This is a genomic window from Acetobacter sp. DmW_125128, from assembly GCF_008704325.1.
Taxonomy (GTDB): domain Bacteria; phylum Pseudomonadota; class Alphaproteobacteria; order Acetobacterales; family Acetobacteraceae; genus Acetobacter; species Acetobacter oryzifermentans.
On sequence record NZ_VHOP01000019.1, the window covers coordinates 1 to 23,598 of the forward strand.

A 23,598-nucleotide genomic window follows, 5' to 3' on the forward strand; every position below is an offset into this window, starting at 1 on the left:
ATCGCCATTCCCTCAATCAACGCAGAAGAAATAGAATCATACAGAAGACCTCAAAACCAGGGGGTTTTTAGAACCCTCCAGGTGGCACAGCCGTACAAACAAAACCCCCGGCGCACAAAAACGCCGAGGGTTTGGTTTGTAAAGCGCAGGCTAATTAGTTCAGCGTCATCAGGCTGGCATTGCCGCCCGCTGCGGTGGTGTTGATGCTACGGGACTGCTCCTCCAGCACCACTTCAACAGAAGGCAATGTCTGGCCTGTTACAAAGGCAGAAACAATGGGGCCATTGGCTTCGGCCAGTGTTTTGCGCGCACTGCGGAAAATGGCGTTATCGTCCTCTCCCAGCAGGATGGAGCAGGGCAGGGCCGTTGCACTGGCAACCGGGCGAATAGCTTGGCGCAGAATATCTGGCAGTCTGTCCAACCATTCGGTCAGTTCTTCTTCGGCCAGTACCAGTGCCGTATTGCCACCAGCCAGCGCCAGAGAGACCTGATCATACAATCCGGCCAGCGTAATGGGCACACAGAGCACATTGCCACGTGCGCTCAGGCGGTAGATGTTCTGTTCCCCCACTGGGCCGGGCAAGGTGATTTCTCCACCCACCAGCGGTAGGCGTGCCAGATGGCCAGCAACCTGTGCGGCTTTGCTTTCACCCTTTTCACGCAGCCAGTCTGTCCACTGCGCCATTTCTGGCGTGGTGCGGCCACGCACAATCTGCGCCACGGTTGGCGCTGCGGATAACAGACGGCGCAGAATAAGCGGGCCGCCTGCCTTGGGGCCGGTGCCAGAAAGGCCACGCCCGCCAAAAGGCTGCACGCCCACAACTGCGCCAATGGTGTTGCGATTGACGTAAAGGTTGCCAGCCTCAACTTGTGAAAGCACGCTTTTGATTGTGGAATCCAACCGGGTATGCAGGCCGAATGTCAGCCCGTAGCCGGTATCGTTAATTTCCAGCAGCAGTTCTTCCAACTTGTCGCGCTGGAAACGCAGAACATGCAGCACGGGGCCAAATACTTCTGGCCCAATTTCCCGAATGTTCAGCACCTCAATCAGCGTGGGTGGCACGTAGCTGCCGTTGGCGCAGGCTTCTGGCACAGGCAGCGCCATAACCGGAGCCTTGCGGGCCTTAAAGGCGTTAACGTGTGCGGTAATGTTGGCTGCGGCTTCTTCGGTAATCACCGGGCCGACATCGCAGGAAAGATGTGCGGGGTTGCCAATGCGCAGTTCGCGCATAGCGCCACGCAGCATGGCCAGAATGTGGTCTGCACAATCTTCCTGCACACACAGAACGCGCAGTGCGGAGCAGCGCTGGCCCGCGCTATCAAAAGCCGAGGCCAGAACATCGGCCACAACCTGTTCTGCCAGTGCGGAGGAATCCACAATCATGGCGTTCTGGCCGCCAGTTTCGGCCACAAATGGCACAGGCTGGCCGGTGGCTGTGCGGCGTTCCAGAAGCTGGCGGTTGATAATCTGCGCCACGGTGGTGGAACCCGTGAACATCACACCCATTACGCGCTCATCCGCCACGGCAGCAGCGCCTATGTCACCTTCCCCCGTGAGCAGTTGCAGGGCTGCGGGGGGTACGCCTGCTTCTTGCAAAATGCCTACGGCCACGGCAGCAACAAGCGGTGTTTCTTCTGCCGGTTTGGCCAGCACAACGTTGCCAGCCGCAAGGGCTGCGGCAATCTGGCCGATAAAGATGGCCAGCGGGAAGTTCCACGGGCTAATGCAGGTCACAATACCTAGCGGCTTGTGGGTGGTGTTATCAAAATCCCGCCGGATAGTGGCGCCGTAATAACGCAGAAAGTCTACAGCCTCGCGCACTTCCGCCACTGCGTTGGGAAGGGATTTTCCGGCTTCACGCCCCAGAAGCGCCAGAAGATCATCTGTGCGTTCTTCCAGAATGTCAGAGGCTTTTTGCAGAATGTCTGCACGTTCTGCCGGGCTGCGGTTAGCCCAATCCTGCTGGCTTTTTTGTGCGGCATCTACAGCTTTTGTTACAATATCTGGCGTGGCGTAAGACACTTTGCCCACGACATCGCGCCGGTCTGCCGGGTTGGTAACAGGGCGGAAAGTGCCTTTCTTTTTTACACCCACAACCATTGGCGTGGCTTCCCACGTTTGCGGGGCATCTTTAATACCGGCGGCCAGTGCAGACAGCACTTTGTCATCCGCCAGATCTACCCCTGCGGAATTGGTGCGTTCGGGCGCAAACAGATCACGCGGGTTGCGGATTTCTGTGTGCGGTGCGCCGTAAGGTGTGTAACGGCGGGCCACATCAATGGGGTTTTCAATCAGGGATGACAGCGGAATGGCGCTATCTCCAATCTGGTTGACAAAGGAGGAGTTTGCACCGTTTTCCAGCAAGCGGCGCACAAGGTAAGCCAGCAGGGTTTCATGCGTGCCAACAGGTGCATAAATGCGGCACGGACGGTTGAACTTGTCTGCCCCCACAACCTGTTTGTATAGCGGTTCACCCATGCCATGCAGGCACTGGAATTCGTAAGAGCCAAGCGCGAATTGTTCGCCCGCCAAAGTGTAAATGGTGGAAAGCGTGCGAGCGTTATGTGTGGCGAACTGCGGAAAAATAACATCACGCGCGTTCAGCAGTTTGCGGGCACAGGCAATGTAGCTGATATCTGTGTGGCACTTGCGGGTATAAACGGGAAAATCCGCCATGCCCTCAACCTGCGCCTTCTTGATTTCGCTATCCCAGTAAGCGCCTTTTACCAAACGCACCATAATGCGGCGGTTGCTGCGTTTGGCCAGATCAATAATGTAATCCAGCACATACGGGCAGCGTTTGCCGTAAGCCTGCACGACAAACCCAATACCGTTCCAGCCTTCCAACCCCGGTGTGGCGCACAGGGCTTCTAGAATATCTAAAGAAACATCCAAACGTTCTGTTTCTTCCGCATCAATGTTCAGGCCGATATCGTATTTGCGGGCCAGCAGCGTAAGTTCCTGCACAACTGGCAGCAGTTCACCCATAACGCGGTCATGCTGCGCGCGGGCATAGCGTGGGTGCAGGGCGGAGAGTTTGATGGAAATGCCGGGCCGGTCATACACATTGTTGCCGGTTGCGCTGCGGCCAATGGTGTTAATGGCGTTGATGTAATCCTGCCGGTAGCGTTCGGCATCATGCGCGGTAAACGCCGCTTCGCCCAGCATATCGTAGGAATAGGAAAAACCGATAGCTTCTAGCTTGGCGCTGTTCTTACGGGCCTGATCAATAGTCTGGCCCAGCACAAACTGTTCGCCCATCAGGCGCATGGCGGCATCTACGGCCTTGCGGATAATGGGTTTGGATGTGCGTTCTGCAAAGTTGAGCAGAGAGCTGGCAAGCGTGCCTTCATCATGACCGGTTACAAGTTTGCCGGTAAGCGCCAGCCCCCATGCGGCAGCGTTGGCAAACAAAGGCTTGCCGCGCGCAACATGAGAAAGCCAGTTGCTTTCACCAATCTTGTCCTGAATCAGCGCATCGCGCGTGGCCATGTCGGGAATACGCAGCAGCGCTTCGGCCAGACACATCAGGGCCACGCCCTCGGTGGAGGAAAGAGAGAATTCCTGCACCAGCGTTTCCACCAGCCCCGGGCTGCGGCGTGCACGCAGGGCCTCGGCCAGTTGAGAGGCCATAGTGGCTACGCTGCCGTTTTCGGCCTCTGTTAATGTGGCATCTGGTGTCAGGGTTTCCACACACTGGGCTTCGGGGCGGCGCATGGCTTCAATAATAGCCTGCCGAAGTGGGGTGCGGGATGCAAAATCAGGAGCGAACGTGTCTGTGGATGACATGGGCTTTTCATTCCGGATTGGTGAGCCAGAACCGGGCCTGCCGAGTGTGCAGGTAGTTTTGGCTTCATAATGATTATTCCCTCCTTGCATGATAATATATGATTTGCAACATAATATATTATCCGAAAATGCAGAGGTGTTCCGCTCTGTAAATCCGACCTGTAGCGCTGAGGTTTTTGTGAGTTTCCGTGAGAGGAAATTAGGTGCCTGTTGCGGCGGTTTTAGCGGCTTTTCGGGTGCGGAACACATCTATGGAAATAGCAGCGGATTCCAGAATATGCGCGCGTGTAAGCTTTGCGCATAAATCGGCATCGCGGTTGCGGCAGGCATCCAGAATCGCCTTGTGTTCCAGATCTGTAATATCCTTGCGGCCCTCTATCACCAGATGCCCCCGAATATAGCGATCAAGCCGCACGTGCAGGTCTTCTATCATTTCCAGCAGGCGCGGGCTGCGGGCTGAGGCGTAAATGGAATTATGAAAAGCGCGGTTGAGCGCGCCAGAGCGAATACGGCCAGAAGGGCCATGCACACCTTCTACAAAGGCCTCATACGCATCTTCTACACGGGCAAAATCAACGCGTGTCATGTTGCGCACACCTTCTGCGGCGGCGCGTTCCTCTAAAATGGCACGAATCTGGGAGTATTCCAGAATATCCGCCTCATTCATGCCAATCACCATCGCCCCTTTATTAGGCATGAAGGTGACAAGCCCTTCGGCTTCCAGATGTTTCAGGGCTTCGCGCACAGGAATAATGCTAACACCAAAGCCACTTGCCAGTTCAGATTGTGGCAGAGGTTGGCCGGGCTGAATCTGGTCTTCCAAAATGGCGCGGCGCAGGGCATCGCATATGGTTTCAGAAGCGGTGCCGTGGCCTGTTATTTCCGTGCTTGCAAAAAGGCTGGCTGGCAGCATGCCTTGTGTTCCCGCTTGTCGTTTCTTTTTCGATACAAGTTAACGTTGTACCCTGCTGGCTGGCTGGCTGTCCAATTTTCGGTGAAAGTTAGGTGTATATTTGGATAGAAGGCCCAGCTTTGCTCAGACACTCACTAGATCGTGATCTAGCGTGAGGGGTGCAAGAAAGCACGAATAACACTTTCTGCACAGTTTGTTATAACATAAAGAAGCGGCTCCAGATACTCCACACATCTTACAGAGGCGCAACAGGGAAGTTCACAAAAATCAGGCTTTTTGTGTTGTGGGTGAATTAAGAAAAGTGAGGCAGATTCATCAATATTCGTATCTTTGCCATGTGGGGGCAGGCTGGCGGGGCTTGGGCTGTTGGTGCTGCGCAAAGGCAGGCACGGGCCGCGTGCAAGACAAGCCTTGGGGCAGGGGTTGTGGAAAAACCCTGATATATCTGTGGTCTGCCATGTGCGGGGTGCGCAATGGGGCTGCTTGATCTTTCAGGCAGATACAGGGCAGTTTGAGGCATATTCCGCTAGGGAGATTCTGAATGAAACTGATTGCCGTACGTGCCCTGTCGGCGCTTGCCCTCACCACATCTCTGCTGGCAGGGGCTGCTGTGTCTGCCCATGCGCAGGAAAATACAGATGCGCCCGTAACACGCGCCGGAGATACATCCCGCCTGACAGATGTAGATCCGTCTGGCTTTGTTGGTTCCATTGATCCGGCAGAAAATGCTGGCCTGCTGAACTACTGTGTGCAGAACGAATACGTTGATTACGACGATGGCTGGCGCACGTTGCAGGAATACAACAAAAAGACCAACGCCGTGCCGGAAGGGCAGGAAGGCAATATGTCTTACGCCAACGGTTCTGCTGGTCTGCTGCATGCCAACAACCACACCTACACCATTGCCATGGCTGTTCTGCCAGTGCGCCAGAAAACCTGTAAGGCTGTTCTGGAACGGGCCAAGGCTTCTCTGTAAGCACAAGGCTGTTATTCCGGTTTTCTTGATAAGGCCGGATCACGCTGAACACGGCATGATGGAAGGGTCAGTCACACAGGTGGCTGACCCTTTTTCTGTATGAACGCACTTTAATTTAGTGTTCATAGGGCGCAGGGTCTTTCATGCTGGCGTGCAATATGGTCAAACCAGTTCTGTTTCGTAACAAGAACAACAGAAGCCGAAAGGGCCAGACAGAGTGGTAGATGCGTTTTTCCCCGCAACGGATAACCCCGTTTCTGATCGGTATCAGGATCTTGTGCAGCGGGCGCAACGTGATCCGGAGGAATTCTGGCTTGCTCAAGCGCAACGGCTTGCGTGGCATACGCAACCGATGCAGGCCTCCCGCTCTGATTTTACAGGCGATGTGCGTATTTCTTGGTATGAAGACGGGCGGCTGAATGCGGCAGAAAACTGCCTTGATCGGCACGTTCTGTATCAGCCCGATAACGCGGCCCTGATCTGGCAGGGGCAGGAAGATGGGCACCGCGAGGTACTTTCATACCGGGAACTGCATGCCCGTGTATGCCGCTTGGGCAATGTGCTGCGCCGCTTGGGTGTAAAAAAGGGAGACCGCGTGGCCATCCATCTGCCTATGGTGGCGGAAGGGGTTATTTCCATGCTGGCTTGCGCCCGCATTGGTGCTGTGCATGTGGTGCTGTTTGGTGGTTTTTCTGCTGAAGGGCTGGCCGAACGCCTAAAGGACAGTGGCGCCGTGGTGGTTATTACTGCAGACGTGGCACGCCGAGGGCCCAAGCAAATCCCCAGCAAAGCCACAATGGATGACGCCATAAAGTTGTGTGGGGCAGAAAGCACTGTAAGCAACGTGCTGGTGGTGCCTGTAACGGGAGCCGCTGTGCCGATGCAAGAAGGGCGGGATCTGTCCTACACAGCAGAAGTAGCGCTTGAAATGCCGGATTGCCCGCCAGAAGTTATGAACGCGTGTGATCCGCTGTTCCTGCTTTACACATCTGGCAGCACTGGCCGCCCCAAAGGGTTGGTACACAGCACCGGCGGGTATTTGGTGTGGGCCTCTTTCACGCATGAAATGGTGTTTGATGCCAAACCCAATGATGTGTTCTGGTGCACGGCGGATACAAGCTGGATTACCGGCCACACCTATGTTGTGTATGGGCCTCTGGTAAATGGCGGCACCATTCTTGTATATGAAGGCCTGCCATCATGGCCGCAGCCCGGCCGCTGGTGGGATGTTATAGATCAGAATCAGGTTTCGGTTTTCTATACATCTCCCACAGTTATTCGTGCTGCCATGCGGGAAGATGATGCCGTGGTGCAAAGTCGTTCTTTGTCCAGCCTGCGTGTGCTGGGCACGGTGGGTGAGCCGATTAGCCCGGAAGCATGGAAGTGGTTTTATACAGAAGTGGGGCGCAATGCCTGCCCGGTGGCCGATACATGGTGGCAGACAGAAACTGGCGGCGTGATGATTACCGCCTGTGCCCAGAATGTTGCGGGCAAGCCGGGGGCCGCAGGGCTGCCTCTGCCGGGTATTGCTGTTACGCTTACAGATACCAAAGGGCAGGATATTGAAGGCGAGGGCGAAGGCCTGCTGTGCCTTGCTCAATCTTGGCCCGGACAGGCCATGACGTTATGGCAGGATCACGAACGTTTCCGTAAAACCTATTTCAGCACATGCCCGGGACATTATTTTTCTGGCGATGGTGCGCGGCGGGATGCCACCGGCTATTACTGGATTACCGGCCGGGTGGATGATGTGGTGAACGTATCTGGCCACCGCATTGGCACGGCGGAAATTGAAGATGCCGTGGCCGAAGATCATGCCGTGGTGGAAAGTGCGGCTGTTGGCGTGCCGCATGATTTGAAAGGGCAGGCCCTTGTGGTGTTTGTGGTGCCCAAGGCGGAGGGCGCGTTTGATGCCACAGCCGTAAACAAGGCCGTGGCAGCCGGTGTGGGCCGCTATGCGGTGCCAGAAAAAATTTACGTTGTGCCGGATCTGCCTAAAACACGTTCGGGCAAAATTGTGCGGCGTCTGTTGCGCAAAATTGCATCCAATGATCTGGAAAATATGGGGGATCTGTCTACCTTGGCAGATCCGGATATTGTGGCCGAGCTGATAAAGCTGGTTGCCCAGCAGAATAGCTGATTAACTGGGCCTTATTACACATAGCCGGGGCGCTTATGCCCCGGTTTCTGCCACTCTGGCAGCTTTAAGCAACGCAAAGCGTGGCGCGCCGTTTACACTTTCCTGCCACATGGCAAGGGGACGCACCCAGTAATCTCCTCGTGCTTCACTGCGGTAGGTTACAAGCCATTCTTCGGTTTCACTGTGGCGGCCTGTGCAGATCACAGTATAAAGTCCGCCCTTGTAATGTTTATAAAGACCGGGGCAGGGCATTTCTGGCACTTGGGTATCTGCTTTATTCTGGTTATGTTCTATCATGATCGGGATATCCTGCTGGGTAGGTTATGATCCTGTGTTGCGGAAGGAGCGCACTTTTGAACCATCGTGTTGTGCTGTGTCAGGCGTTAACTGGCTTTATGTTTCTGTTTTGCGTTAATCCCGGCCACGCCACAACCACGGGCCATACCAAAACGCATGCGCATACATCCAAGCGCACGCATCATGCGGCTGCGGCCCGTAGCCCCGCTGGTGGTGCGCCGGTTGTGCTCACAAGCCAGCCGGGAACATCGCTGGACAAGGAAGCCCGCCGCCTGAATGCCGAGGATATGGCTGCCGCCGCCCGGCATAAGGAAAAACCATTGGTATTGATTGGTTCTGCCCCACTTGGCACCAGTGGCGGTAGCATGGCGCTGTTTGTGCAGGTGCAATCTGCCAGCCTGTGTGGCTCTGCGGGGTGTTCAACAGATGTGTATCTGAAGCGCGGGAATGATTGGGACAAGATTCTGGATTCCGTTAGCGGGCCAATTGAACTGATGTCCACCGCCCACGGGGGGATGAAGGATATTGTGGTGGATGGCACAGACCGCTGGGTTTGGAAGAACAACACCTATGTAGATACCATTGTGGCGCAGGATGTACCGGGGTTGAAAGATTCTATCGAGCAGCATCAGGCGCAGATGCGCAAACACGGTAAGTCCTCAACCCGGTAATTTTTAAAGTGCCAGCACCTCAACCCGGTTTGGCCTATACGGCGCTAAAAACACTGGCCACGGTGGCAATTACCGTGGTGCTCATTGCTCTTTTGCGCGGCGGCTTAGCGTTGCTGCCCAAATTTGATTCCGTTACGGGTGGGCAGGCTGGCACGCACCTGTTGCAACTTCTGGCTGGTGATGGGCAAGCCCGCACTCAAAATGCCGTTTCTATCGGGTTGATGCTGGGCTGCTTTATTCTGGCTGTTCTGCTGGTGCAGGTGCTGGAAAAATTGTGGCGCAAGCGGGCCAGATAACGCCCGTTCCAAAGCGGGCTTTATCTGGGGTGAGGTATTAGGCGGCACGTTTGGCGTGTGGTTTACGCGGCTTCTTCCGCAAGGTTTGTGCCTGCTAATGTGGGCCTGTTTTCGGCTGCGGCTGCTTTGTTCCAGAAAAATGTCAGCTCATGTTTGTTATGGGCCAGATGCGCCAAGCTGCCACCCGGAATGGCCTCAAACGCAGCAACAATTTCATGGTCGGTTTCACCCTGAAACTTTACCGTCAGCACAATGTTGTTGGTGTTGCCAGAAGTAATCCAGTTTTGCGTAAGCCGTAAAAGGCGCTGCGGGTAAGCAATGATGTCTGAAAACATCCAGTCCACCGCAGCAAGTTTTTCGGGTTCCAACCCAAAGGCGCTGGCTTGCTGGAAGGATACGCCCGGCATGGTGGCCACTTTGGAGTCAAGCGGTGCGCGATCAAACGCTGTTACCTGCGCTCCAAGGTTGGCAATGGCCCATGTCCATCCGCCCGGTGTTGCACCCAGATCATAACAACGCTCATTCGGTGTGGGCCAGCGGCCAAGGCGCGTGCAGGCTTCCCATAATTTCAGATAGGCGCGAGAAGGTGGGCCGGTGCGGTTTTCTACAAACTGCGGTGCACCATTTACAAACGGACTGGTTTTGCGTGCAGAAAAAAGCAGCGTGTTGGTATCCAGCAGCGTCCACGCACCCAAGGGGCTGGTGGGCGGCAGTGTGGGAAACACCAGTGGCGCCGCTTTAACCGGAGGCAGTTTGTCTGTAATCAGCGCGGTGCGTCGAAAGTGATCAACCGCATACAGGCTCCAGTTTCGCTGAAGAGCACGCAAAGTATCTGCGGCATTGCGGATAGAGGTTATCTCTACCACCTGTGGGTTCAGCCAGATATCCAGCGCCCAAGGGGAATATACGGGTTTGCTGCTGGAAAGTGCTAAACGGCCATGCCAGCGGTCAATTGTCACGCCGCGCCATGCCAGATCAGCTTCTAAAACGGATGTCAGGCCATCGGCGGCAAGCCATGCTGTGCGAATGGTGCTCATGCTCGGCACATCCAGCTAATGGAAAGTAATAGCCAGGAAAGAATCAGCAAACTGCCACCCGTAGGGGCAACATGGGCTGCATGGTGGCCGGTAAAGGCTGTGTAATACACGCCTGCGCAAAACAGCAGCGTGCCCAGCACCAGCCCGCACCCCCCTGCCAGCAATATGCGGCCAGCTTGGGGTTTGGTTGTAAGGCCCAGCGCAACAAGGGCAATGCCTTGCCACATCTGCATTTCCATGCCGCTATGGGCCATAACGCGGCCACCGGCAGCAAAGGCCGAATCTGGCAGGTGGGCGGTAAGCGCGCCCATAACGGTGCCGGTAGCGGCCAGAAGGCCCCCGCATATGCGCCACAGGCGCGGAAGAAGAAGTGAAAAGGACATAAGTTCTGCTGTATAGGCGCAGCCGCCGTAATGGAAAACAGGAAAGGCAACATGCCCGGCTATTTCCTGCGTTGGCCTTTATAAAGTTTGCGCCAAATTGTGGTGGCGCATTATGCAAAAATGAGAGCAGGAAAATCTAAAACATGAGCATCAGGCTGGATCGTATCGTCACACGCGGTGGAGATAGTGGGCAGACATCTTTAGGCAATGGTGCGCGCGTTCAAAAAAGCAGTGCACGCATAGAAGCTTTGGGCACGTTGGATGAAGTGAATGCCATAACTGGCCTTGTGCGCGCCCATGCACCACAAGATAGCGCTGTGGTAAGCCAACTTGCTGCTGTACAGAACATGCTGTTTGATATGGGGGCAGATTTGTGCCAGCCAGAGGAAGGGCCAAAGGCTGCCCGCGCTAAGCGCATGCAGGAAAGTGCTGTTTTAAAACTGGAAGAATGGGTAGAGCAGTTGCGGTCTGCCCAAAAGCCTCTCACAAGTTTTGTATTACCCGGTGGGTCTGTTCCCGCAGCGTGGGCGCATCTGGCGCGCACGCAGGCACGTGCGGCAGAACGGCGCATGGTGGCGCTGGCTGAGAAAGAAACAATCAATCCTGTTCTGCTACAGATCATGAACAGGTTATCTGATTACTTTTTTGTTCTGGCGCGTCACTTTAATGCAGATGGGCAGACCGATCTGGTATGGATTCCTGAAAAATAAGAGAAAACCTGATGAAAACCTCTGTCTTGTGCTTGAACATGGCAGGGGAGACATGATAATACTGTCTAGTAAGAACAAAAACACATTATAAAACGTGTGTAATAATTCTGTCTGTCCGTTTGTAATGTGTGGTTTCATGTCTGCTGCAAAGCATCATGAAGGATTGGCTGGAACCGTGTTGGATATCGCACGGGCAAATGCCAGAATATAACGGCTGATGGAATGCTTAAGAACTGTATCAACAGACCATTTTTCTTAAAGTGACTTCCAGATTTATGAATACAACATCTTTTATGCCACCCTTGGATGCCGATAGAGAACGGGATGAAGGGCTGGAAGAAGCTTCCATGCGCAATGCGCTGGAACGGCTTGGCGCATCTCACAAAGGGCGGTCTGCGCCGTCCGCCCCTCGGCCTGCCGCAGATGCCACAGGCAACAAGCGGCGAAGATTTGTGCGTGATGGCGAAGTGCCGGTAGAAAAGCATTCTCTGGCCCGTATTACGCCCCGCACGGTTGCAGCCCCCCGCACCCCTACAACATCCCGCGCTGTTCATTTTTCTGAAGAAGAAAACAGCGAAGTTTCTCGTCTGCGCCGTTTGGTGGCGGAAGAAAAGCTGCGTGTGGAAGAAATGGAACGCCAATTGGGTGAAGTGCAGGCTGCGCAGCATGCCCTGCAAACCCAAAAAGGCCACGCCGATATGATGGTGCGTGAGCTGAAAGCCAAAGTGGCGGAGCAGGAAGCGGAACTGGCTGAAACAGGCCGCCAGCTTCGGGCCGCAAACCGGCTGGTGGCAGAACGTGATGAAGAAATTACCAGCCTAAAGCGCCAAGTGGAAGCCAAACCGCGCGGCCGCCCGCGCCGCCAGTATGAGCTGGCAAAGGAAGACGTGGTTGAAGATGAACCGCAGCCTGTTAAATGGTGGAAGGATTAACACTCTGCTTCTGTTTGTAAAAAGACACTCTGCGTGAGGAATCCTCCTGTCACGCCAGCGTTGGTGTTGCTGGTGGCGGATATTGCCGTAGGGGTGGCCTGTGTGTTGCTGCCGCCTCTTGTTATGGGCTTTCTGGCTCTGTTGAAGGATATTTTTGGCGTGCTTATCCTGCCGTTTAGCTTTTTGTTCGGGTTGGCGGGATGGTCGTCTGATATGTCCTCTCTGGAAACCATGCAGGGCGGATTGGTGCCAGATATGATGGCCCATCCGTTCCGGGCCGCTTCTGCTGCCGCATTGCTGGTGGTAGGGGGCGCGTGCTCTCTTATGGCATGTGGCACCCCAGATGGCGCACGTATGGAACGTAATCTGGCGCCGGTTTTTACCTTTGCCGCCATGGTGCTGGTGGGGTTTGATCCGGGGCTTGTGGTGTTGCCTGCGTTTATTTTGCAGCTTTTGGCGTTACGCTACCCTGCCATGGATTTTTTAAAAATCCGTAGATAATTCTGTAGTCTGCAATATCTGTTCAAGTAATAAAAAGGGAGACCATTGAATTGGTCTCCCTTTTTATTATACAGAGTGCCTGATTATTTTTTCAGGATGCGGGGAAGACCTTGCCCGGGTTCATCAGGTTCTTGGGGTCCAGCGCATTTTTGATACGGCGCATGGTTTCCAGTTCTGCGCCGCCGCGCCATGATGGCATCATGTAAGTTTTAAGCTGGCCTACACCGTGCTCGGCAGAGAAAGAACCGCCAAGTTTGCGCACAATTGCAGCCACAGTGTCCATCATGGCATGGTCCTGCGCCAGAAACGCCTTGGGGTCTGCGCCTTCGGGCTGCACCAGATTAAAGTGGATGTTACCATCCCCAATATGCCCAAACGGTGCCACCCGAATACCGGGAATAAGCGCTTCGCACGCTTTGGTGGCTTCATCTATAAAGGTTGGAATAGCGGCCAGAGGCACGGATACATCGTTTTTAACAGATGCTCCGGCGCGTTTCTGGGCTTCTGCATGTTCCTCACGAATCATCCATAGGCTTTGGCGCTGGGCTTCACTTTCTGCCAGCACGGCATCCGTTACCAACCCGTCTTCCAGCGCTGTGCCCAGCACTTCTTCCATAAGGGAACGCAGGCTGTCATCTGCACGTGGGCTGCCTAATTCTACCAGCGCATAAGCGGGTGCGGGTTCGCTTAATGGCAGCGGTGCGCCTTCAATCAGTTTGTTAACCAATGCCATGCTGGTGCCAGACATGAACTCAAAAGCCTGAATGGCAGAAGGGTCCTGCTTGCGGAATGCCGCAAACAGATCCAGCGCCCCCTTGGCATCCGCTACGGCACACAAAGCTGTCTCGCGCGAGCGGGGGGCTGGTTGAAGCTGAATAATAGCCTGCGTGATAATACCCAGCGTGCCCTCAGATCCAACCAAAAGCTGGCGCAAGGCGTAGCCGGTATTATCCTTGCGTAGCTTGCGCATCAGGTTCAGCACATTGCCATCGGGCATGACAGCTTCCAGCCCCAATGCCAGTTCACGCGCGTTGCCGTAGCGCACAGTGTTGTTGCCGCCAGCATTGGTGGCCAGAATACCCCCAATATCGGCAGAGCCTTCAGATGAAATGGAAAGGGGCAGCAGCAGCCCTTCCTTGGCTGCGGCATCCTGCGCGGCTTTAAGCGTTACGCCAGCTTCTACCGTCATGGTGAGATCAGCGTGATCAATGTCATGAATACGCGTCATGCGGGTGGTGGAAATAACAACAGCCTTGCCGGTGTTATCTGGCGTTGCGCCGCCAACCATACTGGTGTTGCCGCCTTGTGGCACCATGGGCACGTTGTGTTGCTGGCACAGGGCAACAGCTTTTGCGCATTCTTCTGTGTTAGCCGGGCGCAGAACAGCAGCGCATTTGCCATGGTAAAGCGCGCGCCAATCTATGCAGAACGGATCTACATCCGAAGCCGTTGTCAGCAGGCCTGTCGGCCCCAGAAGCTGTAAAAGGGCATCATGCAGGGATTGGGGAAGGGCGGCGTTTTCAGGCATAGGCGCGAGTTCCTGCAAAAGGGGTGAGCACATAAAATAAAGAAAACATCAGTAAAGGTAACGGGCGTTTTCTGACGCAGTACTAATGTGCGGTGGAAAAAAGGAATGATAAAGTTCCGCCCCCGCAATGCCAGCCAAAAGCCCGGCAACAGTGGCAATCACTATGGTCATACGGCGTTGATACTGGCCCAAGCTTTGTATCTGCGCCATCTGGGCCTGCATTTCTGCGCGGGCCTGCAAGGTCAGATACAGCTCAGATTTAAGGGTTTCGTTCTGGGCATTGGCGCTGCGCAGTTTCCGATCCAAAGAAACAATGTTGTTTCTCAGTTCCTGCAACTGGGCGCGATAGGTATCAGACATATCTGTCTGTGCTTTGGTGGCTGAAGCGCGGCTGCTGGCCCGTGTTTTGCTGGCCCGCGCAGGTTTGGCCTTTTCGGGGTCTGCTGCAATGGTCTGGAATAGGTTTTTAAGCGCGCCGCCTGTGGTGGCGTTGCGTTTGGCCCGGTTACGCAAGGCCTCCAGCGCAGTAGCGGATTGGCCCGGCTGATCTTCCAGCACCAGTGCCAGAATATCCGAAAGAATTTTCAGTTCTTTGGGGTCAATATCGCTCATGCGGGCAAGTCTTCCGGGGGCAGGGTAGGGCGTGGGGCTGCCGCACGGTTTAACCGGTCCTGTATGGCAAGCCCAAGCCCGTGGGGCGGAATAGGCTGCACTGCAATGCCGCGTAGGTGAAGGTTCTGGCCTTGCTTGTCCAGCGTCCGCAGGCCGGTAAACAGGCGTGCGGCAGCTTCTTCCAGATTGCCACTTTCGCTCAGGTTCCAGCTTAGGGGTGCGCTGCTGGGCTGCGTGTTGCCAAAGGCCAGCAAGGCTTCATCTGGCGCAACATCAACTGCGTTGAGCCGAACGGGAAGGTGCGGCGCGTAATGTGAAAGCATTCTGCCGGGAGATGCCGGGGCGGCATCCACCTCTGTTTCCGGCATAAAAATGGTGCCGCATACAACTTGCAAGGCTTCCAGTGTTATGCCGCCGGGGCGTAAGAGGGTAGGGCGTTCAGGGTTGGAAATATCCAGCACGGTGCTTTCCACACCAACTTGGCAGGGGCCGCTATCCAGCACCGCATCAATACGGCCATCCAGTTCTTCCAGCACATGGGCTGCATCGGAGGGGCTGATGCGGCCGGAGCGGTTGGCGGAAGGGGCCGCAATGGGGCGTTGCACCAGCTTGAGCAAAGCTTGCACGGTTTGCCCTTTGGGCACGCGCACGGCCAAGGTGGGCAGGCCATCGGCAGCCAGATCACTTACGGTGCTGTGGGGGGCGCGGGGCAGAATAAGCGTAAGCGGGCCGGGCCAGAACATGTGCGCTAATTTATGCGCAAGCGGGTTGGCGGTAACCTGCGTAAAAGCGGCCTGTGCATCTGCAAAATGGCTGATAAGCGGGTTAAAGCGTGGGCGGTTTTTGGCCTCAAAAATCCGGGCCACGGTTTGGGGCTGCGTGGCATCTCCGCCAAGGCCGTAAACTGTTTCTGTTCCAAACGCCACCAAGCCACCCTCGCGCAAGATGCGGGCGGCTGTTTGAAGGCCAGAGGAGGAGGCGTCCAGAAGGTCAGTCATACGTCTCTGTAATGGTAACAAAGGGGTGGCCTGTTTGCTGCATTGGCCAGCCTGCGCATAAGGTTGGCCAAAGTGCAGCGTAATGGGTTTACAGCGTTCCGGTACAGACAAATGGCGGATTTTTCCAGCCCGTTTTGCCATAAACCAGCGGAGATCCATCCAGTAGCGTAATATTTCCGCCAGCGGCTTCTACAATAGCCTGCGGGGCTGCGGTATCCCATTCCATGGTGGGGCCAAGGCGTGGGTACAAATCTACCAGCCCTTCGGCCACGCGGGCAAATTTTACGGCAGAACCAATATTGCCCAGCTTGGCCACCGGGCGGCCGTTTAGATATTCCGCCAGCCGTTTATCATCCGCATGATGGCGAGAGGCCAGAACAGTCAGCCCTTCTGCCGGGGCTTTGCGCACATGAATGGGCTGCGTGCCGTTTTTATCTGTGCGGTGTGCGCCTAAACCAACACCGCCTGTGTAAAGCTGATGGTAAGCAGGCAGCGCCATTGCACCCAACACCGGCTGGCCATCACGCACCAGACCGATATTTACGGTAAAATCATCACGCCCGGCGGCAAATTCACGCGTGCCATCCAGCGGGTCCACCAGCCAGTAGGCGGGGGCTACAGCGGTCTGTTTGCCAGCGGCCACTTCTTCTTCCGCAATAACGGGAATATCCGGCGTTGCCGCCCGCAGGCCGCGCAGAATATGCGCTTCTGCTGCGTGGTCTGCCTCCGTTACGGGGGAAGAATCGGTTTTGGTTATGGTTTCAAAGCCGCGCGCACGAATTGTACGAATAATTTCAGCAGCTTCATCGGCCAGTCTGGCGGCTAGGGCCAGAAGGTCGGCATCGGTATGGCTTGTCATGCCGCCTAGCATACGCCAGCACGCGGGCTGCGTCATGCCTACAATTGCAAGCGCATGTCATGCACCCGCGGGCTTCCTATTGCCAAGCCGCCGGGGGAGACGTACGCAAGGAAGAATGAGTTTACAGAAAGGGCAGTAAACACCATGCTTCAGATCAAGTTTTCTTCCGCTACGCTGCCAGCCGGTGGCGCTCTGGCCATTTTGGTGCCGGAAGGGGAAAAGCGCTCTGCCATTTTTCAGGAAGCCGATAAAGCCACCAATGGCGCGCTAACCCGTGCAGCCAAAGCGGATGATTTTACAGGCAAGGAAGGCACCGCCTGCGTTGTGCTGGCACCATCTGCTGCGTTTGAGCGCGTGGTGCTGATTGGCATTGGCAAGCCGGAAGCGGTAGATGCCTGGGCCGCAGAAAAGGCTGGGGGTGCAGCGGCATCTCACCTTGGCCGGGATGAGCAGGCCACGCTGGCAGTGGGTGATCTGTCTGGCGTGCTGGCCGCACACGCTGCACAGGGTGCTGTGCTGGGGGCTTACCACTTTGGGCTGTATCATGGCGCACCAGATGCCAGCAAAAACCATCGGCTTGCCGTGCTTTCTGTTCTGACAGACCACGCAGATGCCGCAAATGAAGCATGGCCCTCTCTTTCTGCCGTAGCCCGTGGTGTGGTGCTAACGCGTGATCTGGTAACCGAACCTGCAAACGTGTTGAATCCGGTAGAATTTGCAGAGCGCGCCACCACATTAAAAAGCTTGGGGCTGGAAGTGGAAGTGCTGGACCGCGCCGCCATGGAAAAGCTGGGCTTTGGTGCGCTGCTGGGTGTGGCACAGGGCAGTGCGAACGAACCGCGCACCGTTATCCTGCGCTGGAATGGTGCTGCCAACAAGGATGAAGCCCCGCTGGCCTTTATTGGCAAGGGTGTAACGTTTGATTCCGGCGGTATTTCCATCAAACCTGCCGCTGGCATGGAAGACATGAAGTGGGATATGGCAGGTGCCGCTACGGTAACCGGCCTGCTGACGGCACTGGCCGGGCGTAAAGCCAAGGTGAACGCTGTTGGTGTTGTGGGGCTGGTAGAAAACATGGTGTCCGGCACCGCCCAGCGCCCGGGCGATGTGGTGCGCAGTGCTTCTGGCCAGACCATTGAAGTGCTGAACACCGATGCCGAAGGCCGCTTGGTGCTGGCAGATATTCTTTGGTATGCGCGTGAACGTTTTGCACCACAGATTATGGTGGATCTGGCAACGCTTACCGGGGCTATTATTGTTAGCCTTGGGCATGAATATGCAGGCCTGTTCTCCAATAATGATCAGCTTGCAGCGGGCCTTGCAGATGCTGGCGCATTTGCGGGTGAAAAGCTGTGGCGTATGCCCATGGGCAAGGAATATGATGTCCAGCTAAAATCCGATATCGCGGATATGAAGAACATCAGCGGTGGCCGTGCCGGTGGTTCCATTACCGCAGCGCAGTTCCTGAAGCGCTTTGTGGGTGAAACAGCTTGGGCGCATCTGGATATTGCCGGTGTGGCTTGGGCATCCAAGGCGCAGAATGGTCAGCCCAAAGGGGCTACGGGCTTTGGTGTGCGTCTGCTTGATCGCTTTGTGCGTGATGGCTACGAATACGAACCAAAAGACTGAATCCGCTGTAATATAAAGCAGTTGGCATGATACCAAAGGCTGGAAGGGCGTTACGGTGAACTTACCGGGCGCGTTTCCAGCCTTTTTCTTCCTGCCGCCAATAAGCCAGTTCATGCCCGGCGGCTTTGGCGGCACTCCAGCGGGTGCGCGCGGCGGCTACGGCTTCCTCATCATGCCCGTCAAACAGGTCAAACACCCGTTCAAAATCTGCCAGATCGGGAAAGCTGCGGTTTTCCAGCAAAAAGAGAAAGCGTGCGGCATTGGGGGCATCTTCCCCCATACTCAGCCAGATAGGTTGCAAATCCGGGCAGGCAATACCTTCGCGCCCATGTGGTAGCCATGTTGGGGTTGTAACCTTCCACAAGGTTTTATCCAGATCATCCAGCATGGGTTTGCTGGCGCACCACACAGCGGCTTTTTGCCCGCTGGCCAGTGTGCGGGCCAGCAGTTTGGGCAGTGCCTCGGTCACGCTTGTGCGCGTAAGGTGGTAAAAACCAATCTGTGTCATACGTGTTAGTATATCCAGCCTTACCTGCGGGCAGAAGGCTGATTGAGCGCGTTTAGAAAATTAACAGGCAGATAAGCCGTCTGTTTTGCAAAGGAGAACCGGCGCAATGGCAAACACAGTAACGCTGGCCGATGGTACTGTTCTACCCGCTTTAGGGGTAGGCACATGGAATATGGGTGAAGAACCCGCCCGTTGGCCAGAGGAAGTGGAAAGCCTGCGCTATGCCGTGCTGAACGGTGTGCAGGTGGTGGATACAGCCGAAATGTACGGCAATGGCCGCTCCGAAAGTGTGGTGGGTGAGGCCATCTATCCCTACCGCAAAAAGGTTTTTCTGGTTACCAAAGTATTGCCCTCAAACGCATCTAGCCAAGGTGTGGCGGAAAGTTGCCGGAAATCTTTGCGCCGTTTGGGAACAGATTGGATAGACCTGTACCTTCTGCACTGGCGGGGCGGTGTGCCGTTGGGCGAAACGATAGACGCATTCAAGAAGCTGCAAAAAGAAGGCTTGATTCGCCATTGGGGTGTTTCAAACTTTGATACGGATGATGTGTATGAACTGGATGGCTGTTCCCGCATTGGGGAATGTGTTGCCAACCAGGTGCTTTATAATCTGGAACATCGCGGCGTGGAATATGATCTGCTGAAAACGGATTATCGGCGCAAGATTGTTACCATGGCGTATTCCCCCATCGGGCAGGGGCAGGAACTGCTTAAAAGCCCGGTTCTGGCAGATATTGCCAGCAGGCACAGTACGGTGGTTGGCCCGGCTACACCGGCACAAATTGCGTTGGCATGGGTGCTACACCAGAACAACGTACTGGCTATTCCCAAAGCTGCCTCGCACGAGCACATGAAGCAGAATTTGGCTGCGCGAGATCTTGAATTAACAGAGCAGGATCTGGCGCAGTTGGATGCAGCGTTTCCGCCGCCTACCAAAAAAACACCACTGGAAATGATCTAAAAAGCCGGAGCGTGGGGGCTATTTGCCCCCGTTGCCGTCCTCCCATTTAGGGCGGCGGCCAATGTGGATGGTAAGGGTTATTGGCTGGTTATTACGTAATACGTTTAACTGTGCATCCAGCCCCGGCTTGGCAGAAGCCACGGCGCGTATCATGGCGCGTGCGGTTTCTACGTGCTCATTGTTCATGCCCACAATGATATCGCCTTTTTTCAGCCCACCCTTGGCTGCGGGGCCGTTGCGATCCACTTCTGTAACCTGCGTGCCATTATGGGTCATAATATCTTCCAGCGTGGCGCCCAGCCAGCCGCGTTCAATATGCCCGGCCTGCCGCAGTGTTTCCACAATGGGGATAACAATTTCGGAGGGGATGGAAAATCCAAGCCCTACAGATCCGCCTGTGGGGGAAACAATGGCGGTGTTGAGCGCCACCACCTGCCCGGCAAGATTAAACGTGGGGCCGCCAGAATTGCCGGGGTTTATGGGGGCATCCAGTTGCAGAAAATCATCAAACGGGCTGGTGCCAATATCGCGCCCACGGGCTGAAACAATACCAGCGGTAACAGATGAGCCCAAGCCAAACGGGTTGCCCGCAGCCATAATCCAATCTCCCACCTGCACCTGTCTGCTATCACCCCATGTGACATAGGGCAGAGGCTGTGGGGATCTGATTTTGATAACGGCAATATCCGTTAGGTTATCTATGCCTGCCAGCGTGGCGGTAAATTCCTTACCACTCGCAAGGGCAACGGTAATTTTATCTGCATCTTCCACCACGTGGCCATTTGTCACAATGGTGCCTTCGGGGTCTATAATAAAGCCCGAACCTGCCCCAAGAAGTTCATCCTGATGGCGGCGCATGCGTTCGCGGTAGCGCTTTTCCAGTGGGGTGCCTTTCACGGTGGATGGCAGCTTGTGTTTGGCGCTGGTATCGGAATCTCGCGTAACGGAAATATTAACAACAGCGGGCACAACCTTGCGCACCAAAGGCGCAAAGCTGATAGGGCCGCCAGAAACAAGCGGTACAGCAGGCTCGAATGTCGGGAGTGTTGCAGCCTGTGCTGAGTAATGCGCGCCTGTTTCCTGAAGGGAAAAGCAGGCTACGGCCAGTGCAGGCAGGTTCCGTAGAAGCATCTTCATGGAAATGGCAATAAAGCTCCAGACATTACAAACTTGTGGCCCGGATTATCTGCTTTATGCAACCGGCTATACGTGTTTGCCTTTGATCTGGTACGTTTTTATGGCGGTAGGGTGTTGTTTCCGCCACGCCCATATCTTCTAGCTGCGTTTGGCGCGTGGCCGCGCTGGGGCCAAAGCGGGGTTTTCTGGCCATTCGTGCTTGGGGTAACGCCCGCGCATATCGCGCCGCATATCTGCCCATCCCCCTTGCCAAAAGCCCGCCAGATCCGCCGTAATGGCCTGAGGCCGCCCTGCGGGAGAAAGTAATGCCAGCCGCAACGGCACGCGCCCCCCAGCTAATTTGGGCGTTTGTGCCGTGCCATAAAAGGTTTGGGCACGGGCCGAGGCCACAGGCACGGGCTGCGTATAATCCACCTCTGCCACACCGCCGGGGAAGGGCAGGGTGGTTGGCAGTTCCTTATCCAACCAGTTTGTGCGGGCGTAACCCAAATAAGTGCGGAGCAGGTTGAGTATATTCAATTCCCGTAATGCGGTGATGGATGTGCAGCCTTCAACATATGGGGTCAGCCATTCATCCATACAGCCAGCAAGGGCTGTGGAGGAAAAATCTGGCCAGCCTTCTTCCATACCGGCGCCATCGGGCAAGGTGCGGGCCAGTTCTACCCGCGCCTGAAGCTGCCGCACGGCATCTGACCAGTTGAGTGTAGTTTCTGGCGCTTCCTTGGCCTGAGCCAGCAGGAGCGGGCCTGCATCTTCCGGTTTTACTTTTTCTGTGCGGTCTCGCAGCACAAGGCAGCCAATGCGGGTGCGCCTGCGGGCCATGATATTGCCCGATACAGGGTCCAGCGTGGTTTCAACCTGCTCACGCGTGCGCTCCAGCAGGGCTGGGGGCAGGGCGTTGCTTTCCAATGGGGCCGCCATGCGTATTTCGGCAGCAGTGCGCAGGTGCAGGCCTGCTACAGCCAGTAGCTTGTGTTTTGCCAGTCCGTCATCTCGGCGCAGGCGGGCATTGCTGCCATTGGCCATGCGGTAACTGCCTATATCTCCCCGGCACAAGGCAACCCGATCAGGAAAGCCAGCGGCCAGAAGGGCTGCGGCATCCCCCGCTGCCGGGTGGCGGGCTTTTAGCCCCATACGGGTGCGAAAACGTGCGGCAGCCTGCCGAATACGGGCCAAAGCGCCACGGTCTGCCTGCGGGTTGTTATCTTCCCCTGCAATCAGATCCAGCCGGAGGGTAATATCTGCGGGCGGAATAGGTGGCGGCCCACCACGCCCGGCAGCGCGTGGGCGCAGGGGGTCACGCTCTTCCAGCAGGGCTGCTAGGTCTGCTGCCAGTGCGGCTTCCTCTGCCGTGCGGGCTGCCAGCATCATGGCGGCAAGGCGTGGGTGCGTGCCCAAATCGGCCATGTTGCGGCCAAGTTTTGTAATCTTGCCAGCATCATCCAGCGCACCCAGCAAAATCAGCAATTCCTTTGCGGCGGCTACCGCGCTGCCGGGTGGCTGATCTGGCAGCGGAAGCGGCGTATCGGCGGAGCCCACCGTATCTGCCCATAAGGCGGTTGCCAGCACAAAATCAGACAGATCAGCTTCCAGAATTTCTGGCCTGTCATGCTGGGGCAAAGCGCGTTCCGTGTGGGCAGACCATAGGCAGTAGGCCACACCCGGCGCTTCTCGTCCTGCACGGCCAGCGCGTTGCCGGGCGGCTGCTTTGGAAATACGCACCGTATCCAGCCGGGAAAGCCCGGCCCCGGCATCAAACCGTGGCACACGGCGGAAGCCGCAATCCACCACAACGCGCACGCCGGGCACGGTAAGGGATGTTTCGGCAATGGAAGTGGCCAAAATAATCCGCCGTTCGCCCTCATTTCCGGGGCGCAGCACGCGGGCCTGTTCTGCTGGGTGGAGTTCACCATGCAGGGGCAGCACCGTGGCGGGTAAGGTTTCTAAAAGTTGCATGACCCGGCGGATTTCTCCTGTGCCAGGCAGAAAGGTGAGGATATCACCTTCTGTTTCAGCCAGGGCTTGCCGCACACCTGTTGCCGTGGCGGTGGCAATATCGCGCAGGCTGGGAATATCGTGCTTGGCATGGTGGACAGTAAGCGGGAACATCCGCCCTTCGCTTGTTAGCACAGGGGCATTCATCAGCGCGGCAAGGCGTTCTGTTTCCGCTGTGGCAGACATGGCCACAAGCCGCAGATCAGGCCGCAAAGTGCGTTGTAGATCCAGACAGAAAGCCAGCGCCAGATCTGCATCCAATGAGCGTTCGTGCACTTCGTCCAGAATAACGCAGGCTACGCCTTCCAGCATGGGGTCACCCAGCAGACGGCGCAGGAACAAGCCTTCTGTCAGCACCTCAATACGGGTGCGGTCTGAAACAGCAGAATCTAAGCGGGTGCGGAACCCAACAAAACCGCCAACATCTTCCCCCATCAGCGATGCAATGCGTTGGGCGGCGGCGCGGGCTGCCAGCCTGCGTGGTTCTAGCATGATGATTTTATCAGACGGGGCGCGCCATGCTGCTGCTGCCAACACGGGTGGAACAGATGTGGTTTTACCTGCCCCCGGAGGCGCTACTAAAATGGCCGATGCCGGATGGTCTGCTGTGGGGTTTTGAGCCAGTGCCGCGCAGAGTTCTGGCAGTACATCCTGCACAGGCAGGCCCTGCGCAATGGAAAACGGGTTCAGGCTAGGGGCAGAAGCAGTCATGCCATGCTTTATGG

Annotated in this window: 21 protein-coding genes; 9 read left to right on the forward strand and 12 right to left on the reverse strand. The window is 56.0% G+C overall.

Annotated features, from left to right (window positions below; all coding sequences use genetic code 11):
• Nucleotides 1–154: 154 nt before the first annotated feature.
• Nucleotides 155–3,880 (reverse strand): bifunctional proline dehydrogenase/L-glutamate gamma-semialdehyde dehydrogenase PutA, encoded by a 3,726-nt coding sequence (gene putA, locus FKW19_RS07660; protein WP_089178719.1) that lies wholly within the window; start codon nucleotides 3,878–3,880, stop codon nucleotides 155–157.
• Nucleotides 3,881–3,989: 109 nt separating this feature from the next.
• Nucleotides 3,990–4,703 (reverse strand): GntR family transcriptional regulator, encoded by a 714-nt coding sequence (locus FKW19_RS07665; RefSeq protein WP_063353709.1) that lies wholly within the window; start codon nucleotides 4,701–4,703, stop codon nucleotides 3,990–3,992.
• Between the two features lie 541 nt (nucleotides 4,704–5,244).
• On the opposite strand from FKW19_RS07665, the gene FKW19_RS07670 reads away from it, so the two are divergent.
• Together FKW19_RS07670 and acs are read left to right on the forward strand one after the other, a co-directional pair.
• A complete protein-coding gene (locus tag FKW19_RS07670; protein ID WP_089178720.1) occupies nucleotides 5,245–5,679 on the forward strand; it encodes a DUF4148 domain-containing protein in 435 nt (144 codons plus the stop codon).
• A gap of 217 nt (nucleotides 5,680–5,896) precedes the next feature.
• Nucleotides 5,897–7,819, forward strand: coding sequence for an acetate--CoA ligase (acs, locus tag FKW19_RS07675; RefSeq protein WP_089178721.1), 1,923 nt, complete (start codon nucleotides 5,897–5,899; stop codon nucleotides 7,817–7,819).
• Nucleotides 7,820–7,852: 33 nt separating this feature from the next.
• On the opposite strand, the gene FKW19_RS07680 is transcribed toward acs, so the two are convergent.
• Nucleotides 7,853–8,116: a DUF1653 domain-containing protein gene (locus FKW19_RS07680; protein ID WP_193561060.1), complete on the reverse strand. Its 264-nt coding sequence runs from the start codon at nucleotides 8,114–8,116 to the stop codon at nucleotides 7,853–7,855.
• Nucleotides 8,117–8,214: 98 nt separating this feature from the next.
• On the opposite strand from FKW19_RS07680, the gene FKW19_RS07685 reads away from it, so the two are divergent.
• Together FKW19_RS07685 and FKW19_RS07690 are read left to right on the forward strand one after the other, a co-directional pair.
• Nucleotides 8,215–8,787 (forward strand): hypothetical protein, encoded by a 573-nt coding sequence (locus tag FKW19_RS07685; protein WP_193561062.1) that lies wholly within the window; start codon nucleotides 8,215–8,217, stop codon nucleotides 8,785–8,787.
• 8 nt (nucleotides 8,788–8,795) lie between these two features.
• Nucleotides 8,796–9,083, forward strand: coding sequence for a hypothetical protein (locus FKW19_RS07690; RefSeq protein WP_063353712.1), 288 nt, complete (start codon nucleotides 8,796–8,798; stop codon nucleotides 9,081–9,083).
• Nucleotides 9,084–9,145: 62 nt separating this feature from the next.
• Here FKW19_RS07690 and FKW19_RS07695 read toward each other — a convergent pair whose 3' ends face one another.
• Both FKW19_RS07695 and FKW19_RS07700 read right to left on the reverse strand, forming a co-directional pair.
• The gene (locus FKW19_RS07695; protein WP_089178722.1) at nucleotides 9,146–10,120 is read right to left on the reverse strand and encodes an SAM-dependent methyltransferase; all 975 of its coding nucleotides are present in this window, start codon (nucleotides 10,118–10,120) and stop codon (nucleotides 9,146–9,148) included.
• On the reverse strand, nucleotides 10,117–10,503 hold the full coding sequence (locus FKW19_RS07700; RefSeq protein ID WP_231621270.1) for a DUF423 domain-containing protein: 387 nt from the start codon (nucleotides 10,501–10,503) through the stop codon (nucleotides 10,117–10,119). The genes FKW19_RS07695 and FKW19_RS07700 overlap by 4 nt, the downstream gene beginning before the upstream one ends.
• Before the next feature lie 143 nt (nucleotides 10,504–10,646).
• Between FKW19_RS07700 and FKW19_RS07705 the strand changes: the two genes are divergently transcribed.
• The 3 genes from FKW19_RS07705 to FKW19_RS07715 all read left to right on the forward strand — a co-directional run bounded on the left by FKW19_RS07705 (nucleotide 10,647) and on the right by FKW19_RS07715 (nucleotide 12,646).
• Nucleotides 10,647–11,213, forward strand: a complete 567-nt coding sequence (locus FKW19_RS07705) for a cob(I)yrinic acid a,c-diamide adenosyltransferase (RefSeq protein ID WP_089178724.1) — start codon at nucleotides 10,647–10,649, stop codon at nucleotides 11,211–11,213.
• 275 nt (nucleotides 11,214–11,488) lie between these two features.
• Nucleotides 11,489–12,145, forward strand: a complete 657-nt coding sequence (locus FKW19_RS07710) for a hypothetical protein (protein ID WP_035354071.1) — start codon at nucleotides 11,489–11,491, stop codon at nucleotides 12,143–12,145.
• A 33-nt stretch (nucleotides 12,146–12,178) separates the two neighbouring features.
• Nucleotides 12,179–12,646 (forward strand): hypothetical protein, encoded by a 468-nt coding sequence (locus tag FKW19_RS07715; protein WP_063353717.1) that lies wholly within the window; start codon nucleotides 12,179–12,181, stop codon nucleotides 12,644–12,646.
• Between the two features lie 91 nt (nucleotides 12,647–12,737).
• Here the strand turns inward: FKW19_RS07715 and FKW19_RS07720 are convergent, their stop codons facing one another.
• The 4 genes from FKW19_RS07720 to cysQ form a co-directional block, all read right to left on the reverse strand.
• Entirely contained in the window at nucleotides 12,738–14,207 is a 1,470-nt protein-coding gene (locus FKW19_RS07720; RefSeq protein ID WP_089178725.1) for an FAD-binding oxidoreductase, read from the reverse strand.
• Nucleotides 14,208–14,222: 15 nt separating this feature from the next.
• Entirely contained in the window at nucleotides 14,223–14,786 is a 564-nt protein-coding gene (locus FKW19_RS07725; protein ID WP_035354065.1) for a hypothetical protein, read from the reverse strand.
• Nucleotides 14,783–15,784 carry an L-threonylcarbamoyladenylate synthase gene (locus FKW19_RS07730; RefSeq protein ID WP_089179894.1) on the reverse strand — a complete coding sequence of 334 codons (1,002 nt, stop codon included), beginning with the start codon at nucleotides 15,782–15,784 and terminating at the stop codon, nucleotides 14,783–14,785. The genes FKW19_RS07725 and FKW19_RS07730 overlap by 4 nt, the downstream gene beginning before the upstream one ends.
• An 88-nt stretch (nucleotides 15,785–15,872) precedes the next feature.
• Nucleotides 15,873–16,643: a 3'(2'),5'-bisphosphate nucleotidase CysQ gene (gene cysQ / locus FKW19_RS07735; protein WP_170315309.1), complete on the reverse strand. Its 771-nt coding sequence runs from the start codon at nucleotides 16,641–16,643 to the stop codon at nucleotides 15,873–15,875.
• Between the two features lie 144 nt (nucleotides 16,644–16,787).
• Here cysQ and FKW19_RS07740 point away from each other — a divergent pair, with 144 nt between their 5' ends.
• Nucleotides 16,788–18,272 carry a leucyl aminopeptidase gene (locus tag FKW19_RS07740; protein ID WP_035354254.1) on the forward strand — a complete coding sequence of 495 codons (1,485 nt, stop codon included), beginning with the start codon at nucleotides 16,788–16,790 and terminating at the stop codon, nucleotides 18,270–18,272.
• A 61-nt stretch (nucleotides 18,273–18,333) separates the two neighbouring features.
• On the opposite strand, the gene FKW19_RS07745 is transcribed toward FKW19_RS07740, so the two are convergent.
• Nucleotides 18,334–18,780 (reverse strand): DNA polymerase III subunit chi, encoded by a 447-nt coding sequence (locus FKW19_RS07745; protein WP_006116279.1) that lies wholly within the window; start codon nucleotides 18,778–18,780, stop codon nucleotides 18,334–18,336.
• Nucleotides 18,781–18,886: 106 nt separating this feature from the next.
• On the opposite strand from FKW19_RS07745, the gene FKW19_RS07750 reads away from it, so the two are divergent.
• Nucleotides 18,887–19,741, forward strand: a complete 855-nt coding sequence (locus FKW19_RS07750; protein ID WP_089178726.1) for an aldo/keto reductase — start codon at nucleotides 18,887–18,889, stop codon at nucleotides 19,739–19,741.
• 18 nt (nucleotides 19,742–19,759) lie between these two features.
• Here FKW19_RS07750 and FKW19_RS07755 read toward each other — a convergent pair whose 3' ends face one another.
• Nucleotides 19,760–20,878 carry a S1C family serine protease gene (locus tag FKW19_RS07755; protein ID WP_006116276.1) on the reverse strand — a complete coding sequence of 373 codons (1,119 nt, stop codon included), beginning with the start codon at nucleotides 20,876–20,878 and terminating at the stop codon, nucleotides 19,760–19,762.
• Between the two features lie 138 nt (nucleotides 20,879–21,016).
• Nucleotides 21,017–23,584, reverse strand: coding sequence for an ATP-dependent helicase HrpB (gene hrpB, locus FKW19_RS07760; protein WP_089178727.1), 2,568 nt, complete (start codon nucleotides 23,582–23,584; stop codon nucleotides 21,017–21,019).
• Nucleotides 23,585–23,598 lie beyond the last annotated feature (14 nt).